The organism is Corynebacterium aurimucosum ATCC 700975 (assembly GCF_000022905.1).
In the GTDB taxonomy this organism is placed as follows: Bacteria; Actinomycetota; Actinomycetes; order Mycobacteriales; family Mycobacteriaceae; genus Corynebacterium; species Corynebacterium aurimucosum_F.
In genome coordinates, this window is sequence record NC_012590.1 from 563522 (window position 1) to 581772 (window position 18251).

Consider the following 18251-nt stretch of genomic DNA (forward strand, 5'->3'; position numbering starts at 1 on the left):
ACAGTCTTCGCAGCTCAACGGGTAAAAATAGCGTCGCGGGGTGCTGTTTTAGGACTGTTTGTGGTTAATGAAGCAAGAAAAGGCTCGACCCACTCATCGTGGATCGAGCCTTTGTGGTGGCTAGCCCTGGCTTAAGACGCAGGGGCTAGAGGAGAAGCGGGGAGTTACTTCTTCAGGCCATCAATGATCTCGTTGAAGGCAGCAACCGGGCGCATGGTCTCGTTGAGCTTCTCCTCGTTCGGGGCGTAGTAGCCGCCGAGGTCGACGGGGGAGCCCTGGACGTCGAGAAGCGCCTGCTCAATCTCGCCTGCCTTGGCCTCGAGGGCCTCAGCAACCGGCTTGAAGGCCTCGGCCAGCTCGGCGTCGTCAGACTGTGCAGCCAGCTCCTTGGCCCAGTTAAGGGTCAGGAAGAAGTGGGAGCCGCGGTTGTCGTTCTCGCCGACCTTGCGGGACGGGGACTTGCCCTCATCCAGCAGGGTCTCGGTGGCCTTGTCCAGAGCAGCAGCCAGCACGCCAGCCTTGGCGTTGCCGTTGGTGTTGTGCTCGTGGCGGAAGGACTCAGCCAGAGCCAGGAACTCACCGAGGGAATCCCAACGCAGGTGGTTCTCCTCTTGAACCTGCTGGACGTGCTTCGGGGCGGAGCCGCCGGCACCGGTCTCGAACAGGCCGCCGCCAGCCATGAGCGGAACCACGGACAGCATCTTGGCGGAGGTGCCGAGCTCGAGGATGGGGAAGAGGTCGGTGTTGTAGTCACGCAGGACGTTACCGGTGACGGAGATGGTGTCCTCGCCCTTGCGGATGCGCTCGACGGAGATCTTGGTCGCGGTGACCGGGTCCTCGATGGAGATGTCGAGGCCCTCGGTGTCGTGATCGGCCAGGTACTTCTTGACCAGCTCGATGAGGTTGGCGTCGTGGCCGCGCTCCGGGTCGAGCCAGAAGATGGCCTTCATGCCGGACAGGCGAGCACGGTTGACAGCCAGCTTGACCCAGTCCTGGATCGGGGCGTCCTTGGTCTGGCAGGCGCGCCAGATATCGCCAGCTTCTACATCGTGGGAGATGAGGGCCTCGCCCTTGGAGTTGCGAACCTCAACGGTGCCCGCAGCCGGGATCTTGAAGGTCTTGTTGTGGGAGCCGTACTCCTCAGCCTTCTGCGCCATGAGGCCGACGTTCGGGACGGTACCCATGGTGGTCGGGTCGTAGGCGCCGTTAGCCTTGCAGTCCTCGATGACAGCCTGGTACACACCGGCGTAGGAGGAATCCGGGATGACGGCGAGGGTGTCCTGCTCCTCGTCGTTCTTGTTCCACATGTGGCCGGAGGTGCGGATCATGGCCGGCATGGAGGCGTCGATAATGACGTCGGACGGAACGTGCAGGTTGGTGATGCCCTTGTGGGAGTTGACCATGGCGAGGTCCGGGCCCGCGGCAAGCGCGGCGTCGAAGGCAGCCTTGATCTCAGCGCCGTTCTCGAGCTTGTCCAGCCCCTCGTAGATAGCGCCCAGGCCGTTCTCGCCGTTGAGGCCAGCGGCCTCGAGCTCCTCGCCGTACTTCTCAAAGACGTCAGCGAAGAAAGCGCGGACGACGTGGCCGAAGATGATGGGGTCAGAGACCTTCATCATGGTGGCCTTGAGGTGAGCGGAGAAGAGCACGCCCTCTTCCTTGGCGCGGGCAACCTGCGCCTTGAGGAACTCGTCGAGTGCCTTGGCGGACATGAAGGTGCCGTCGATGACCTCACCCTTGAGGACCGGCAGCTTCTCCAGCAGGGTCTGCTCGCCTTCGGCGGTTTTCAGGACGATGGAGAGGGTGTCCTCCTCCGGCATGATGACGGACTTCTCGTTGTGGCGGAAGTCGTTAGCGTCCATGGTGGCCACGTTGGTCTTGGAGTCAGCGGACCACGCACCCATCTTGTGCGGGTTCTTCTTAGCAAAGTTCTTGACCGCAATCGGGGCGCGGCGGTCGGAGTTGCCCTCACGCAGAACCGGGTTCACAGCGGAGCCCTTGACGGCGTCGTACTTCTCCTGAGCCTCTTCGTACTCTGGCAGGTCGTAGCCGGCGGCCTGCAGCTCAGCAATAGCCTTCTTCAGCTGCACCAGGGAAGCGGAGATATTCGGCAGCTTAATGATGTTAGCTTCCGGGGTCTTGGCCAGCTCGCCGAGCTCAGCCAGGGCATCGGAGACCTTCTTGTCACCAAGGCGCTCCGGGAACTGGGCCAAGATGCGGCCGGCCAGGGAAATGTCGCGGGTTTCCACCTCGATGCCTGCGGTGGAAGCGAAGGCCTCCACGACGGGCTTGAAGGAGTAGGTCGCCAGCAACGGCGCCTCGTCGGTACGGGTCCAGATAATCTTTGCCATGGTTCTCCTAAAGAAGTTGAAAACTGTTCAACCTCACAGGATACCTGTCTTATTTTCTCGCGGTGCTGGTCCCCCTGTGACTCGCGCCACCAGCGGGGGAGGGCTGTGTACTTGGCACAACCTTTCCGGCTGAACTTACGAGCTCGGGAGGGGAAGTACTAAGGTCTGCCCACGTGAAAGCGAAGAATACCCGTATCCAACGCCGCCCCGTCCCACGCCAGACGGAAATCTCCACGACGCGCCGCACCATCGTCATGATTGCCATGGCGCTGGGCGCTTTTGCCATCGGCACCACGGAGTTCACCTCGATGGGCCTGCTGCCGCTCATCGCGGATGATTTCGGGATTACGGAAGACACGGCGTCGGTAGTCATCTCCGTCTACGCGCTCGGCGTTGTCGTGGGCGCGCCGGTCATCGCTGCACTCACGGGCAAGCTCCCACGCCGCCGCCTCATTATCCTGCTTATTGGTTTCTTGCTCGTGGGCAACCTGCTCACGGCCTTGGCCCCGAACTACGGAGTTCTGCTGGTGGCGCGCTTCATCGCTGGCCTGCCGCACGGCGCGTACTTCTCCGTAGCTAACCTGGCGGCGGTCTCGATGGCACCTCCTGGCCGCCAAGGTTTTGCCATGTCGATGGTGGGCATGGGCCTGTCCATCGCCACCGTGATCGGCGTGCCCGCGGCCCAGGCCCTAGGCCAGGGATTGGGCTGGCATGCGGCGTACTTTTTGGTCGTGGCCATTGCGGGGCTCACGATGATCCTGCTCTTTTTCCTTTTCCCACACATGACGCGCATGCCACAAACAGATATGTTTACTGAGCTCGGTGCTTTGAAGAACAGCCAGGTTCTGCTCACCGTGTTCCTCGGCACCGTTGGCTTCGGCGGCATGTTCGCCGTCTATACCTACATCACGTGGACCATGACGGACGTCGCCGGCATGGACCCGAGCCACACCTGGATTGTGCTCATGGCCTATGGCATCGGCATGACCACCGGCAACGTCGCCGGTGGCTGGTTGGCGGACCGCAACCTGGAATTCGGAATCATTTTTGCGCTGATCTGCATGGTTGGAGTGTCGGTGACCTTCTACTTCGTGGCGCACAGCGCGTGGGCGGGCACGGTCGTCTTTGGCGTCCTCGCCTTCTTTGGCTCCATCCTTGTGCCTTCCCTGCAGCTGCGCTTGGTCAACGTGGCGGGGGATGCGCAGACCCTCGCGGCGGCGTTGAACCAGTCCGCCCTCAACATCGCCAATGCGGCGGGCGCGGCCATCGGCGGCGCAGTCGTGGGCGCGGGCTACTCCTATAACTCCACCGCGCTGGCCGGGGCGGGCCTGGCGGTGGCAGGCTGCCTCACCTGGGTTATCACCATGTGGGACAAGCGCCGTCTAGCCCCTTCCGTGAAGATTATTGAACAGAGTTAGACTGGCCGGCATGAGTTTCACCATCGCCTCCGTCAACGTCAACGGCATCCGCGCGGCCTGCAAACAGCGCAACGAGAACAACCCGGGCATGAACGCGTGGCTGGAGACCACTCCGGCCGACGTCGTCCTTATGCAGGAGGTGCGCGCCAACCCCGAGCAGACCCAGAAGGCTCTGGCCCCGGCTCTGGAGGCCGGATGGAACCTGGTACAGGCCGAATCCGCCGCCAAGGGCCGCGCGGGCGTGGGCATCCTATCGAAGCATGCGCTTGGCGACGTCTCCGTAGGCTTCGGCTCCTTCGCCGAATCCGGCCGCTTCATCGCCGCCACCGTGGAAGGCGTGCGGGTGGCTTCCCTGTATTTGCCGTCTGGTGATACCGATTCCCCGAAGCAAGATGAGAAGTACTTGTTCTTGGATGAGTTCTCTGAAGTTTTGGATGAGATGGCTGCAACGTACCCGGAGGCCGTCATCGGCGGTGACTGGAATATTTGCCACCGCGCCCAGGACCTAAAGAACAACAAGGCCAACGAGAAAAAGTCCGGCCACCTGCCGGAAGAGCGCGCCTTCATGGACCGCGTATTCGGTTCTTTCCCGGATGAGCAGCCGCAAGACAAGAAGGGGCTCGGGAACTGGCTCGGCGTGGTGGACTATGAAACCAAGACCGCCTGGGAGGCGGCTGCGGATCCGCAGTGGTTTGACGTCGCCAGGCGCCTGCACCCGGAGGCGGATGGCCCCTACACGTGGTGGACCTACCGTGGCCAGGCTTTCAACAACGATGCCGGGTGGCGCATTGACTATCAAGCGGCCACGAAGGCCATGCTGGAGCGCGCGCAGCGCACGTGGGTGGAGAAAGCACCAACGGTGGAGGAGCGCTGGTCCGATCACTCTCCGCTTCTGGTGGAGTACAAGTAGCCCACTCCAAGTAGTGGTACGATAATTCCGTCTTAACGTCCTTTTCTATTTCGCAGGAGATGCTCATGACCCGCGCAATCATCTACTTTGTCCTCGGCGCTATTCTGCTTGCCCTGGGTATCTGGTGGTGGACCATCGTCGGACCGTCCTTTGCCTTCCTTGGCCCGATCATCCTCCAGGGCGTTGGTGGCGCGTTCATGGTGGCTGGTTTCGCCGTTATGATGGACGTTATTAGCCCGACCTCCCGCAAGATTTAACTGAGGCAGCGCCGCCCCAGCGGAGGCGGGCAGAGTAGAGTAGTCAACCATGACTGACTCCACTTCTGCATCGAACTCCGCTTCCCGAGTCCTCTCTGGCATCCAGCCCACGGCGGACTCCTACCACCTGGGTAACTACCTCGGAGCGCTCAAACAGTGGATTGACCTGCAAGACTCGCACGAGGCTTTCTACTTCATCCCGGACCTGCACGCCATCACGGTGGAGCAGAACCCGGAGGAGCTGCGCCACCGCACCGTGGCGGGCGCCGCGCAGCTCATCGCTTTGGGCATCGACCCGGCGAAATCTACCCTCTTCGTCCAATCCCACGTCCCCGCACACGCGGAGCTGACGTGGGTTTTGCAGTGCCTGACCGGTTTCGGTGAGGCCTCCCGCATGACCCAGTTCAAGGACAAGTCCCTCAAGCAAGGTCAGGACCGCACATCCGTGGGCCTGTTTACCTACCCCGTCCTGATGGCCGCGGATATCCTTCTGTATTCCCCGCACTACGTGCCGGTGGGGGAGGACCAGCGCCAACACCTCGAGCTCACCCGTAACCTGGCGGAGCGTTTCAACAACAAGTACGGCGTGGTCTTCCGCGTGCCGGAAGCCTTCATTCCGGAAGGCTCGGCCAAGATTTATGACCTGCAGGAGCCAACGTCCAAGATGTCGAAGTCGGGCGCTAACCCGAAGGGCATCGTGAATCTGCTCGATGCTCCCAAGACCTCCGCCAAGCGCATCAAGTCTGCGGTGACCGATGACCTCGGCGTTGTGGCCTTTGACCGCGAGAAGCAGCCCGGTGTGTCCAACCTGCTGGCCATTCAGTCCGCGCTGACGGGGGAGAGCATCCCGGACCTCGTGGACAAGTACGCGGGCCAGGGCTATGGCCACCTGAAGGTGGATACAGCCGAGGCGCTCGAGGCTTTCACCACTCCGCTGAAGGCTCGCTACGACGAGCTCATGGAAGACCGCGGCGAGCTCGAGCGCATCTTGGCCCAGGGTGCCGAGCGCGCCATGGAGATTGCCACCCCGCTCGTGGACAAGGTCTACGAGGCGGTGGGCTTTCTCCCCGCGCGTCGCGGCTGAGTTGGCTAGCATGACGAAGACTGTGTAGAGGATTCTGTAATTAACTTTTAAGGGGAAGGCCTGTGGCGCCAACGACACGACCTGATGAGAAGAAGACCGATGATTACGGCATCGAGCGTGCCTATGCCGATGAGCCGGGCGCGGTAGATAAAGTCCGCGAGAAGTCCGGCTTCATCGACCACATCATGAAGATGCTGGACCGCTATGGCAGCCAAGGCGGCAACCAGTTCGCAGCAGGAATTACGTATTTCTCGGTCCTGGCTCTCTTCCCGATCTTCATGCTCACCGTGGCCGCTGCCGCGACCGTGCTGGCGAATCGCCCCGATCTCATGCAGCAACTGGAGGAGCAGATCACCAACGCTGTGTCGGGGGATCTGGGAAATTCGATCACGGAGCTTCTCCACACCGCAATTGAACAGCGCGGCGCGATGTACGGCATCGGTGGCCTCACCACCCTGTGGTCTGGACTCGGCTGGATGAACAACTTGCGCATCGGCATTTCGGCGATGTGGATGCAGGATCCGACTGACGCCCCGGGCAACTTTGTGACCAAGAAGCTCAGCGACCTGCTGGGGCTCATCGGCCTACTCGTGGCCATGGTTATTGCCTTCGGCGTGACGGCGGCCGGTTCCTCCGGGCTGACCCAAAAGATCTTCGAGTGGGTTGGCATTGAGTCCTTCCCCGGTATGGGGACCGTGCTGGTTATCGCAGGAATCGTGATCGGCCTAATCGCTAACTTCCTCGTCTTCTGGTGGATGGTGGCCTTCCTACCGCGCACGAAGGTACCCACCAAGTCGGGCCTGATGGGCGCGGCCATCGGCGCGGTGCTCTTTGAAGCCATCAAGCAGCTGTCCACCGTCATCATGTCCTCCGCGGCGGGCAACCCAGCCGGTGCCGTGTTCGGCCCCGTCATCGTCCTCATGGTTGTCATGTACCTGGTCTGGCGCGTCGTGCTTTATGTCTCCGCGTGGACGGCTACCACCGAAGAGTCCCTCGAACTGTTGGTTCCGCCGGTTCCGGATCAGGCAGTCATCCGCGTCCGCAACGAGATCCGCCAGGGCCCGAACACGGGCGTGACCTTGGGCGCCGGTGCTGCCCTTGGTGCGGCCGCCGCGGGTGCGTGGGCCCTGCTGCGCCGAAAGTAGGGCGGGATGCTACCAGCGTCTTTTGCCCCGAACCTGTACGCGCACTTCACCCTGGATTCGCGCGCGACCTCACGCGAATTGGGCGTGCAGCTGGCGGCTGCCGACGCCCACCTCGAAGGCCTCGGCTACCTCCCCGAGGACGAAGAACGCGAGGAGCTCGCCGTTGCCGCCCGCATTCTCTGCGAGCCCTCGTCCCGAGCCGGCTATGACCAAATGATGGAATCAGGTGCTCGGCTCACGTGGGCTCAGCTGGATGACTACGCCACTACCGGCCGCTGGAGCGAGAGCTACCACGCTTCCGCGCCCACCGCGCCTGCTCAGGACGCCCCGCGCGCTACTCCCGGCACCCGCGTGATCTTGGCCGTCATCGATTACGTCATAGCGGCGATTGGTGCGTCCCTCTTCGTGAGCGTCGGGATATTCAACTCGGATGTGAGCGAGGTCTGGCTCACCAGTGTCTCCGCCATCATTACGGTGGCCTATTACATCTGCTTTGAGGTCCGCGTAGGGGCAACGCCGGCGAAGCTGATAGCTGGATACACGGTGCGCGATGCCACAACCCACAACAAGCTCACCTGGCAGCAGAGCATCAAGCGCAACTGGTGGCGCGTGGCCTCCCTCGTGCCGCTCATCGGCCCGCTGGTTGCCTTCTTTGGTGCCCTCTACGTGGTGACCACGATTGGGGCCAAGAATAACCTCCGCGGCCAGCACGACATCCTGGCTAACGCCGAAGTAGTGAAAAAGTAGCAACCACTACCACGAGGAGAGCGACGAGTCCCGCCACGAGCCACCCAATCCAGCCCTGCGAGTCTCCAAAGGACGAAGACCCCGCAGTCGCCTCCGAGGTGGCGGGCGCAGAAGGCGTGGTAGGAACCGGGCTGGTTAGTACAGATTCCGAAGGCTCTTCTTTTCCAGCCGCGAAATCATCCACAAGCCCAACGCCATCGCCGGGGCGGACGTCGGAGGCTTCGTCGAGAAGCATTTGTGCCTGCTCCCAGGCGCGGAAACCGTGCTCGACGGTTGTGTCGAGGAGCACCGCCTGGAGGCGGCGCCCGTCGCGATTGATCGCGCCGACGAAGGTATGGTGCGCGTCCTCGGTATAGCCGGTCTTTCCGCCGATGCCATCCGGGTCGTTGAGGAAGAGCCCATTGTCGTTCCACAGCTCATAACCAGGCATCTCACCCCAGCCGGGAAAGTCCACATGCTCTGTATCGACGATGCGCGCGAAGGTGTCGTTGGCAAAAGCCGCGCGGTAGATCAGCGAGATATCTGCCGCGGACGTCGACATCCCTGCCGCGTCCAGGCCCGAGTAGCTCGCCGCCACCGTCGAGCGCGTGCCAATCTCCTGTGCCTTCGCGTTGACCTTCTCCAGCGCCTCCTCATCCCCGCCAACAGCCTGCGCGAGGGCATGCGCGGCGTCGTTGCCGGAAGCCATGAGCAAACCCTGCAGAAGCTGCTCCACGGTGTAGACCCCATCGGGGCCGAGGCCGACGGCGGAGCCTTCGACGGAGGCGTCGTCAAGCGTGGCGGTGATGCGCTGGTCGAGGGGTAGCTCCTCGATGACCACGAGCGCTAGCAGCGCCTTGATGATGGAGGCCGGGCGGTAGCGCCCGTTGGGATCCTTCATGGCGATGATTTCGCCGGTGTCCAGGTCACTGACCATCCACGCAGAAGCCACAACGTCCTTGTTCAGCCGAAAGCCGCGCGGGGCCGTCACGCCGCACGCAGCGCCCTCAACCGCGGGAAGGGGAGTGGGGGCTTCCTGGCCGGGCGCTAACCTCTCAGAGGTGGTCGTCGGCTCTTCGGGGACGAGCGAATGCGGGCAGGAGTCGGTATCCGGCGCGGTGGTGCGCGTGGGCGATGAGGACTCTTCCTCTTCTGCAAACGCTGGCGGCGTCGCGGCCAGGGCGATGGCAGTGAGGAGCGCGGGGACATGTTTCATAGCGTGCTTAATCCTAGACCGCGTCCTAGGATGATCCTCATGCATGACGCACCTCTGATTAGCCCCGAAAATAAAGACTCCGGCGCCGAGATTTTCGCCGGCCTGCCCAAGGTGACGCTCTTCGCGCCGCTGCCCACGGATGCTTCCACCCCGGAGGAGCTCCGCGCGGCCACCCACGCTGTTGTGCAGGCGCTTGCCGACGACCACGTGGTCTACGCCGAGCTCCGCCTGCGCCCCAGTGCTTTCTCCTTCGATGCTGCCGAGGCGCTCGCTGCGGCGCAGGAAGGACTCGACGTTCCCGGAATTGATGCTCGCCTCATCGTTGAGGGCGATGCCAGTGAGGCCGCAGTTGGCGTGGCGCTGACTGAGTTGTCTGCGGCTGAGAAGCTCCGCGCAGACTTCATCCCGTGGGAGCGGGACGTTGCCTCCTATGAGGAGGCCGTGGCGGCGGTGCAAGCGGGTGCGACGCGCCTTGTGCACGCCACTGATCTCGTCGATGACTTCAGCGCTGATCTCGACGGCGTTCGCCCAGGCAAGGCATCCGCGTGGGTGCGGGATCGCCGCATTGCCTTGACCTTCGCGCCGCTGGAAGAGCTGCCCGCAGAGGAGCTGGCTGATCATCCTCTGCCGCTGCTACAGCAGCTCGGTTTTACCTGCACGGTGGCGGGGGAGAAGCTCAGCGACGTTTTCTTGGCCCTAAGCGAGACCTTCGGCTATGGGCTGGAGGAGTTCTTTGACCTCACCATCAAGGCGATTGAGAACTCTTTTGCCAGCGAAGAGGACCGCCAGCGCCTCATCGAGCAGCAAATCCTGCCTGCCTATGAGGAACTGGCGGATCCGGAATTCGCGGAAGACGCTTCCGAAGTGGAAGAAGACAGCGAGTCTTCCGAGTAACAAGTAAAAACTAGAAGCGGGAGAAGCGCTTCGTCAGCATTTCCTCCAAGCCCTTCCAGGACTCCGCGTGCTCGGTGTAGGGCTTGGAGGGTACGTACCCCGCGTGCTCGGTGGAACCAAGCATGTAGCCCAGGTAGTCCTGGAAGCGTGGGTTCTGCAGCATGTAGGAGTTGATGGAGTCATCCCCGGCCCAGTCGGCGGCATCCGCGCAGACTTCGTAGCAACGGCTCATCTGGTCCGTATCAACGGACTCTGGGCCCTTTTCAATATCGCGGACGATGCCGTAGAAGCTGTACTGGTTATCCGGGTGAACGGTGACCTCGAGCTCACCGGCATTCGCTGCGGCAACGACTTCCTCCCAGGTGGAGACCTTTGCTAGGTCGTGGTCATCGTTTTCCATGATCCAGCGCACGAGCACCTTGGAGCTGGGGAAGGTGAAGATTTCGCCCCACTTGCCCAAGAAAACCGGCTTGCCGTCGAGGTAGGTGCGCAGGGTGTAGACCGTCCTTTGGTCGGCGGTGATCTTCACCGGGTCGATGCCCGCGGCGGCCCACGGGGAGCTGTCATAGGGATCGGCGGATTCCGCGGCGGCCTTGCGCTCTTCCTCGGCCTTCTTGCGGGCTTCCTCCGCTGCTTCGCTGGCGGCGGAGATACGGGTGGCGGCGTTCGTAGTTGCATCCTGGGTGAAGTCAGAAGAAGGAACGACCTTGACCACCTTGTCGAGGTCTTCGATAACCGAGCGCCAGTTGCTGTGGATAACGCGGCCCACGCCGGACCACTCGCTCATGCCCTGTTCACCGGCGTAGTGATCAGCACCGCGGGCAGGATTGCGCAGGATGGAATGCGATGCGAAGAAGATGACGGTGTGCTCTGCGGCGCTGACCTCTGCCAGCGCCTGCGCAATCTCGAGGCAGCGTGCGACGGTGGACACGTTCTCGTGGCTGGGACGGCCGGCCAGGTGCTTCGGCATCCCGATGAGGTCGTAGACGTGCTTCTTTTCCGGCACGACGCGGTCCGCCGCTTGGGAGTTGAAGACCTCCCACTTCGGGTGGTCGAGCAAGTCATGCTTCGTGCCGGATTCGAGGAAGCAGAGCATCTCGGCTTCGGTATTAAAGAGCAGGACGGATTCGTCATCACCGAGAAAGGCCTGCCACTCGGCACCGTTCTGGCGCCACTTTGGCGCCCACAGGGTATAAAAATCGCCCTCAGAGAGGGAGAGCTTGATGGGGACAATAGCGCGGGTGTTCATGGGCAAATAGTCTACCCTGTGGGCCTCCAGAAGCCTTTGAAAGCCATCCCCATGTTGTTGGTGCGCAGCGGATTGGTTTGCACGGGGCTGCCGGCCTCCACCATCTGCCCATTACCGGAGTACATGGCCACGTGCCCATCCCACACGACGAGGTCGCCGGGCTGCAGCTCATCAGCGCTCACCTGGCGGCCCACGGTCTGGTTTTCAGCGGTGCGCGGCAGTTCCACGCCAGCCTGGCGCCAGGCCCATTGGGTCAGCCCCGAGCAGTCGAAGCTGCCGTTGCCGGTACCGCCCCAGCCATAGGGTGTTCCCAGCTGGGATAGCGCGGCTTGCACTGCGGCCTGCCCTTGCGTGGTTCCTTCGCTTGCGGTGGAGGACGCGGTGAGTGCGTGGCGCACCACGCCTTCCTCCTGCGGGCCGCGCACCGAGGGGCGAACAGCACGCTGGCCAATGGGTATGAGGGGAGCTGCTGCCTGCAGGAGCTCCCCAGCCAGCTGCTTGACGCGAAGCATCGCTTTGCCAACGTATTCCATGGCCAGGGCTTGCAATGCTGAACGCGCCGCAGCCTGTGTTGCAGGATTCGGGATGAGCAACCCGAGGGCGATAGGTAGTCCGCGCTGGAGAAGCTCGAAGCCCAGACCGATGAGGTCCCTGACTGTCGCCGCGATGAGCCCGCGGGCAGCATCCAGAGCGGAGCGGGCGGTGGAGAGATCCTCAGTGGCTTGGCGCGCAGTGTCTAACAACGCCCGTGGATCCCCATGCGCGATTTCCGCTAGCGGCCCTGCAGCAGTGAGATCGGGCACAGTGGGCAGGGAGACGTCGGGAAGCTGCGCCGGCTGAATCCGGGCAATGTGGGCGAGTGCTGACTCCAACATCACAGACCCCCGCACGCGTTCGCGAGAACACCATCGGCGTCTTCCGCTTCGCGGGCCATGCGGAAGCTGGAGTCCGCCACGGCACCAGCATCCGCCCTGACCTGGGCAAGGCGGGCAGCAAGGTTCTCCATGGCGGAGTTAAATGCGCCGGTGAAACCACCCAGAACGGAATCTATAGGTAGCTCCGGAGGGGGAGTGGCGGAGGCTTGGGAGACGGTGGCGAGTTCGTGTGCCAGCCGGCGGGTGTGCTCGGTGTCAATAGTGAATGTGTCAAAGCTAGTCATGCCTTATTAGACTGCACCGCCCGCTGATCGGTTCCCGGCGGATTCTTATACAGTGAAGGGCATGGATATCCACGTAGTAGACCACCCCCTCGCCGCCTCCCGGCTCACGCTGATGCGTGATGCCCGCAGTGATAACACCGCTTTCCGTGCCGCCCTGCGAGACCTGGGCACCATGCTGGTGTATGAAGCAGCCCGTGACCTGCCCGTCGAGCATTTTGATTGCGTCACTCCCGTCGCCACGGCGGAGGGCACTCGCCTGCAGAACCCGCCGATTATCGTGCCCATCATCCGTGCTGGTCTGGGCATGATTGACCCGGCGCTGTCTATGATTCCGGATGCCCAGGTCGGCTTCATCGGCATGGCGCGAGATGAGGAAACCCACGAGCCGGTGCCTTATCTGGAGGCCCTTCCGGAGGATCTCAGTGGCCGCAGCGTCTTCGTGGTCGACCCGATGCTCGCCACGGGTGGTTCCCTCCTGCACTCTCTGAAGCTCCTCGCGGACCGCGGCGCTACCGACATCACGGCGATCTGCATGGTCTCCGCCCAGCCGGGCGTTGATGCGCTGGCCAACTCGGGCTTGCCGGTTCGCTTGGTCACCGCAGCGATTGATCCTGCCCTCAATGAGGACGCTTATATCGTGCCGGGGCTGGGTGACGCCGGCGATCGCCTCTACGGCCCCCGCAATATCGACCTGTAGCGAAACCGTCGGGCAGGGCAGACCGCTCAGTATATCTAGCGCGTGACCTGCCCGACTAACTGAACCGCATGGTCTAGTTGTAGACTCTTCCCAAGAGAAAACCACGGAGGAGGAAGCAGTGATCTCGGACTACGTCAGTGAGTGGTTCAGCAACCACCGCGCGGAGGTCATCGCGTGGCGTCGCCATATTCACCGCCACCCGGAGACCTCCAATAACGAGGTGGAAACCACCCGCTTCCTGTCCCGCACCCTGCGTGAGTACGGCTTGGAGCCGCATCTTTTCCCCGAAACCGGCCTCATGGTGGACATTGGTCCCGATACCGAACTTGGGCGCTTGGCCTTCCGCGCCGATATTGACGCGCTTCCCGTCACCGAGGTCACCGGCCTCGAATACACCTCCGAGGTGCCCGGAGTCATGCATGCCTGCGGGCATGACATGCACACCACCATTGCGCTGGCCACGGCCTGCGCCTTGGCGGACCTCAACCGCGAGCATCCGCTAGATTTCGGAGTTCGTGTCATCTTCCAGCCCGCTGAAGAGGTATGGGTGGGCGGTGCCACCGACGTCATTGAATGGGGTGCGCTCGAAGGTGTGAACTCCATCTTCGCTGTCCACGTTGAACCGAAGCTGCGCGTTGGGCGTATCGGCGTCCGCGCCGGGGCGATTACCTCCGCGACTGACGTTGTGGAAATCAACGTCTCTGGCCCCGGCGGGCACACCTCGCGCCCGCACTTGTCGGCGGACGTCGTCTATGCGCTGGGCAAGCTGCTGACGGACCTGCCGGGTTTGCTCTCGCGCCGCGTTGATCCGCGCACTGGCACCGTCTTGGTCTTTGGCCAGGTGAATTCGGGTTATGCCCCGAATGCGATTCCGGAGACCGGTTCTGTATCCGGCACTATGCGCACGGCAGACATCGGAATCTGGCGGGATATGCAAACGCTCTTCTCCGAGTTGGTGGAACAGGTGTTAGCGCCCCTGGGTGTGGAACATGAGCTGGTTTACCACCGTGGGGTTCCGCCCGTGCTTAACGACGACGTCTCCACCGCCCTCCTCGCCAGCGCTGCCCAGGCCATCGACCCGCAAGCCGTGGTTCAGGCACCGCAGTCCTCGGGCGGCGAAGACTTCTCGTGGTACCTGGAGAAGGTCCCCGGCTCCATGGCTCGCCTTGGCTGCTGGTCCGGTGAAGGCGAACAGCACGATCTCCACATGGGAGATTTGGCACCTGATGAGCGGGCTATCGGCGTAGGCGTCAAACTCTTTGGCTCCGTAGCAGAACAGTTTGCCAACGTGGAGGATTAAGCGCCTAAGCACTACACTGTGACAAGGATTTCCCCAGAGTTCTTATAGGCAGAATTTTAAAAAAGGAGCGACAGTGTCACAGGAAGCCCCCCGCATCGTAATCATCGGCGGTGGCCCCGCAGGCTACGAGGCTGCGACCGCCGGCGCCAAGTACGGCGCCCACATTACGTTGGTTGAGGAACAGGGCCCCGGTGGCTCCTCCGTTCTCTTGGACTGCGTGCCATCGAAGTCCTTCATCGCTGGCGCCAACATTCGTACCGACTTCCGCCGTGCGGATGACATGGGCCTGAACCACCAGCTCAGCTCCTTGCAGCTGAGCCTGGAGGCCCTCAACGGCCGTGTGCAGGCGCTGGCTGCTAACCAGTCCCGTGACGTCCGCGCGGGTCTAGAGAAGATTGGCGTCAAGGTCATTGATGGTCGCGCCGCCTTCTCTGAGGATCAGCATGGTGTGAAGGGTGCAGCACACAAGGTTGATGTCACCCATAAGGATGGCACCACTGAAACCCTCGACGCGGACCTCGTCCTCGTTGCCACCGGCGCTACCCCGCGCATTCTGCCGGGCGCGCAGCCGGACGGCGAGCGCATCCTCACCTGGCAGCAGGTTTATGACCTCAAGGAGGAGCCGGAGCACCTCATCGTGGTGGGCTCCGGTGTGACCGGTGCGGAGTTCGTGTCCGCCTTCGCGGAGATGGGCGTGCGCGTGACCATGGTGGCTTCCCGCGACCGCATTCTGCCGCATGATGACGCCGATGCTGCCGACGTCCTCGAGACCGTCCTGGCTGAGCGTGGCGTGGAGCTGGAGAAGAACTGCCGCGTGGAGACGGTCTCCCGCACTGAGGACGGCAACGTGGTGGTCAAGACCCAGGATGGCCGCGAGATCCACGGTTCCCATGTCATCATGTCCATCGGTTCCATTCCGAATACCAAGAACCTGGGCCTTGAGCACGTTGGTGTAGCCACCACGCCGTCCGGCCACATCGAGGTTGACCGCGTCTCCCGCACCAACGTCGCTGGCATCTATGCCGCCGGTGACTGCTCTGATCTGTTCCCGCTGGCTTCCGTTGCCGCGATGCAGGGCCGTATCGCCATGTACCACTCCCTGGGTGAGGGCGTGTCCCCGCTGCGTCTGAAGACCGTGGCGACTGCCGTGTTTACCCGCCCGGAGATCGCTGCCGTGGGCTTTACCCAGGCGGAGATTGAGGCCGGTGAGGTCGCCGCCCGCACCATCATGATGCCGCTGAACACCAACCCGCGCGCCAAGATGCGCTCCCTGCAGCACGGCTTTGTGAAACTCTTCTGCCGCGCTACCTCCGGCCGAGTCATTGGCGGCGTTATCGTCGCGCCGACTGCCTCCGAGCTCATCCTGCCCATCGCCGTGGCGGTGACCAACCAGCTCACCGTGAACCAGCTCGCGGATTCCCTGGCGGTCTATCCGTCCCTGTCGGGCACCATCACGGAGGCGGCCCGCCGCCTTGTTGCCCACGACGACCTTGAGTAAAGCCCTCGCGTAAATCAGACCCAGGTCTGATTTAGCTACGGCTCGCGCTTATAAGCCCAGTGTGCTCACCGCATGCTGGGCTTCTTCCATGGTGAACTGTTCACCGTATTCGCTGGTGAGCTGCTCTAATAGTGCCGGGCCGGACATTGGCATTAGCTCCTGGTAACTCTCCGCTGCCTCGACGGCTTCGGCCATCCAATCAGCATTCACTGTGTCGACGGCGTACTGCGCCTGCTCTGGCGTGAATTTCTCTCCGTACTCGGAGGTCAGCTGCTCATAGAGCTTTGCCTTGGAAAAGGAGGAGAAGTCGAGGTAACTTTCTGCGGACTCGAGAGCCTCAGCGTTCCAGTCCACATCGAGCTGGTCCATGGCGTATTGCGCTGCCTCGGGTGAGAATTGCGAGCCGTATTCGCTCGTGAGTTGGTCATAGAGCTTAGCTTCGGAGAATGAGGAAAAGTCCAGATAGCGCTTCGCCGCACGGAGAGCATTCTTGTGTTCTGCGGGCACGGTGTTGTCATCGCTGCCGGTATTGCCTCCGGCGGTTTCCACGTCAGCTACGGCGTTGTTGATATCGAGCGACGGCGTGCTCAGCGCAGACTCCAGCGATTCGGCGGCAGTGATGCTTGTGCTTGGCTCCGATGCGGCGGTGTTAGTCGGGTGATCGCTATCAGAACCTGCGTTGAGGGCGATGCCGCCGAGTACGAATACCGCAACGGCACCCGCGCCCCACTTGAGGCAACCGCCTTTCTTTTTCTGTGGTGCTGGCTGCTCCGGGGTTGGCTCCGGGGAGAACTGGGGAGCTGCATAAGGGTTGGACATGAGAGAGAACCTCCTGCGTAGGTGAGGGAAGAGAGCTCGGCGCGGTGCCGAACAGCTCCTATCTTGGCAAGCCCACCGGACATTGCCGCAGGAAATTCGAAAGCCTAGGCGAAAATGAGAGAACTACGAGGTGGCATAAGCCGAAACCGGAGAGGCATTGAGGTCGAGGCTGACGGGTCGGCCCGCCTGTGGGAAGGCGCGTTGTGGGCACGCCGGGCGCGGGCAGGCAGCGCAGCCGGGACCGATGGGGGTTGCCTCGGAAGGGGAGAGGTTGAGCGCATCTGCGTAGACCACGCGTTCCGCCTGCGCGATATCGCAGCCTAAACCCACCACGAATTCTTTGCGCGGCGTGCCCCAGGCTTGGGCCTGGCCTTGGACGAAGCGCGCAATCCACAGGTAGGTGTGATCATCGGGCATCGAGGCCACCTGGCGCGTGATGCGGTTGGGCGTTTCAAAAGCGCGGTGCACCACCCACAACGGGCAGGAACCACCGCTGCGGGCGAAGTGGAAAGCGGTGGAGGACTGGCGCTTGGAGATATTTCCTGCGCGGTCGGTGCGGATGAAAGAGAAGGGAACACCTTGGTGGCCGGGCCGCTGTAGCGTCGACAAGCGCTGCGCGGTGGTTTCGAAACCAGTGCCAAAGGCCGTCGCGATGACGTCGATGTCGTAGCGCGTTTCCTCCGCGGTGGCGAGGAACTGGGTATACGGCATGGTCACGGCGGCGGCAAAATATTGCGCGAGGCCCAGCGTGCCAATAGTCTGTGCTTCCTCGCCTGGTAATTCAGCGACGAGTTCCGCGCAATGCTCCGGGTAGGCCAGCAGGCAGTACTGGAGCGCCATCTCAAAAACCAGCTGGGATTCCGTCAGGCCCGCGCGTAGGTGTAGCTCCCGGTTGTGGAAGGTGCGGCGCCGCGGGGAAGAGGAGGAAAAGCGCGTCGTGACACCGAACTCATCCTGTAAGACGGAAGCTAAGCGCCCGCGGCGCAGGACGCGGTCCCCGAGCGAATCGGAGAGCTCCTCGGCGGCGATATCGAGACTATGGACGTAGTTGTGCGCGTCATAGAAGAAGTCACGGACCGCCTCGAAAGGGCCGGTTTCCGCGGGGGTGTGCGCGGCGGCGTCGACAAGCCGGGGCAGAAGTTCAGGGAAGCGCCCGCTGAGGTCGGTAAGAGTTGCCTCAGATGCCTCGGGGAAGAGCTGGCGAAGCTCGGCGAGCGCACGCAGGTCACGGTCCCCGGCGAAGTAGGTGGCATCAACACCGAAGCGCTGGGTCAGCTGCATGAGGACGGTGACGGTGAGGGGGCGCTGGTCATTTTCCAACTGGTTGAGGTAGCTGGTGGATAGCCCCAGCTGCTTCGCCATGGCGGCTTGCGTGAGGTGGCGTTCCTTGCGTAGTGCGTGGATTCTCGCCCCCGCGTAGTGTTTGCTCACTGCTTGCGCCCTCCTAAAAAGCCGTCCCAGCTGGTATTTCCACAAGTTTTGCAAACAACGCACATGCCTGCAACAGATAGTCACAGTTTACACATGTGGC

General features: G+C 62.5%; 17 protein-coding genes. 10 read left to right on the forward strand and 7 right to left on the reverse strand.

Annotation, left to right across the window (positions count from 1 at the left end; all coding sequences use genetic code 11):
- Positions 1-164: 164 nt before the first annotated feature.
- Positions 165-2348, reverse strand: a complete 2184-nt coding sequence (locus CAURI_RS02815) for an NADP-dependent isocitrate dehydrogenase (protein WP_010189398.1) — start codon at positions 2346-2348, stop codon at positions 165-167.
- A gap of 173 nt (positions 2349-2521) precedes the next feature.
- On the opposite strand from CAURI_RS02815, the gene CAURI_RS02820 reads away from it, so the two are divergent.
- The 6 genes from CAURI_RS02820 to CAURI_RS02845 all read left to right on the forward strand — a co-directional run bounded on the left by CAURI_RS02820 (position 2522) and on the right by CAURI_RS02845 (position 7909).
- Positions 2522-3766, forward strand: coding sequence for an MFS transporter (locus CAURI_RS02820; protein ID WP_010189396.1), 1245 nt, complete (start codon positions 2522-2524; stop codon positions 3764-3766).
- A gap of 10 nt (positions 3767-3776) precedes the next feature.
- On the forward strand, positions 3777-4676 hold the full coding sequence (locus CAURI_RS02825; protein ID WP_010189395.1) for an exodeoxyribonuclease III: 900 nt from the start codon (positions 3777-3779) through the stop codon (positions 4674-4676).
- A gap of 65 nt (positions 4677-4741) precedes the next feature.
- Positions 4742-4933, forward strand: a complete 192-nt coding sequence (locus CAURI_RS02830; protein WP_010189394.1) for a hypothetical protein — start codon at positions 4742-4744, stop codon at positions 4931-4933.
- A 49-nt stretch (positions 4934-4982) separates the two neighbouring features.
- Positions 4983-6017: a tryptophan--tRNA ligase gene (gene trpS, locus CAURI_RS02835; protein WP_010189393.1), complete on the forward strand. Its 1035-nt coding sequence runs from the start codon at positions 4983-4985 to the stop codon at positions 6015-6017.
- A gap of 62 nt (positions 6018-6079) precedes the next feature.
- Positions 6080-7162 (forward strand): YhjD/YihY/BrkB family envelope integrity protein, encoded by a 1083-nt coding sequence (locus CAURI_RS02840; RefSeq protein ID WP_010189392.1) that lies wholly within the window; start codon positions 6080-6082, stop codon positions 7160-7162.
- A gap of 6 nt (positions 7163-7168) precedes the next feature.
- Complete coding sequence (locus CAURI_RS02845) at positions 7169-7909, forward strand: RDD family protein (protein ID WP_010189391.1); 741 nt, start codon at positions 7169-7171, stop codon at positions 7907-7909.
- Here CAURI_RS02845 and CAURI_RS02850 read toward each other — a convergent pair.
- A complete protein-coding gene (locus CAURI_RS02850) occupies positions 7884-9104 on the reverse strand; it encodes a D-alanyl-D-alanine carboxypeptidase family protein (RefSeq protein WP_010189390.1) in 1221 nt (406 codons plus the stop codon). The genes CAURI_RS02845 and CAURI_RS02850 overlap by 26 nt on opposite strands.
- A gap of 39 nt (positions 9105-9143) precedes the next feature.
- Here CAURI_RS02850 and CAURI_RS02855 point away from each other — a divergent pair, with 39 nt between their 5' ends.
- Positions 9144-9998: an amidohydrolase family protein gene (locus tag CAURI_RS02855; protein WP_010189389.1), complete on the forward strand. Its 855-nt coding sequence runs from the start codon at positions 9144-9146 to the stop codon at positions 9996-9998.
- Between the two features lie 10 nt (positions 9999-10008).
- On the opposite strand, the gene CAURI_RS02860 is transcribed toward CAURI_RS02855, so the two are convergent.
- The 3 genes from CAURI_RS02860 to CAURI_RS02870 are packed head-to-tail and all read right to left on the reverse strand — an operon-like array spanning position 10009 to position 12406.
- A complete protein-coding gene (locus CAURI_RS02860) occupies positions 10009-11247 on the reverse strand; it encodes a hypothetical protein (RefSeq protein ID WP_010189388.1) in 1239 nt (412 codons plus the stop codon).
- Positions 11248-11258: 11 nt separating this feature from the next.
- Positions 11259-12122 carry a C40 family peptidase gene (locus CAURI_RS02865; RefSeq protein ID WP_010189387.1) on the reverse strand — a complete coding sequence of 288 codons (864 nt, stop codon included), beginning with the start codon at positions 12120-12122 and terminating at the stop codon, positions 11259-11261.
- Positions 12122-12406 (reverse strand): hypothetical protein, encoded by a 285-nt coding sequence (locus CAURI_RS02870; RefSeq protein ID WP_010189386.1) that lies wholly within the window; start codon positions 12404-12406, stop codon positions 12122-12124. The genes CAURI_RS02865 and CAURI_RS02870 overlap by 1 nt, the downstream gene beginning before the upstream one ends.
- A 61-nt stretch (positions 12407-12467) precedes the next feature.
- Between CAURI_RS02870 and upp the strand changes: the two genes are divergently transcribed.
- The 3 genes from upp to CAURI_RS02885 all read left to right on the forward strand — a co-directional run bounded on the left by upp (position 12468) and on the right by CAURI_RS02885 (position 15901).
- On the forward strand, positions 12468-13103 hold the full coding sequence (upp, locus tag CAURI_RS02875; protein ID WP_010189385.1) for a uracil phosphoribosyltransferase: 636 nt from the start codon (positions 12468-12470) through the stop codon (positions 13101-13103).
- 118 nt (positions 13104-13221) lie between these two features.
- Positions 13222-14403, forward strand: coding sequence for a M20 family metallopeptidase (locus CAURI_RS02880; protein ID WP_010189384.1), 1182 nt, complete (start codon positions 13222-13224; stop codon positions 14401-14403).
- Positions 14404-14476: 73 nt separating this feature from the next.
- Positions 14477-15901: an NAD(P)H-quinone dehydrogenase gene (locus CAURI_RS02885; protein WP_010189383.1), complete on the forward strand. Its 1425-nt coding sequence runs from the start codon at positions 14477-14479 to the stop codon at positions 15899-15901.
- 48 nt (positions 15902-15949) lie between these two features.
- Here CAURI_RS02885 and CAURI_RS02890 read toward each other — a convergent pair whose 3' ends face one another.
- Together CAURI_RS02890 and CAURI_RS02895 are read right to left on the reverse strand one after the other, a co-directional pair.
- Positions 15950-16720 (reverse strand): Ltp family lipoprotein, encoded by a 771-nt coding sequence (locus CAURI_RS02890; protein ID WP_010189381.1) that lies wholly within the window; start codon positions 16718-16720, stop codon positions 15950-15952.
- 123 nt (positions 16721-16843) lie between these two features.
- Positions 16844-18151, reverse strand: a complete 1308-nt coding sequence (locus tag CAURI_RS02895) for a short-chain fatty acyl-CoA regulator family protein (protein ID WP_012714867.1) — start codon at positions 18149-18151, stop codon at positions 16844-16846.
- Positions 18152-18251: the final 100 nt, after the last annotated feature.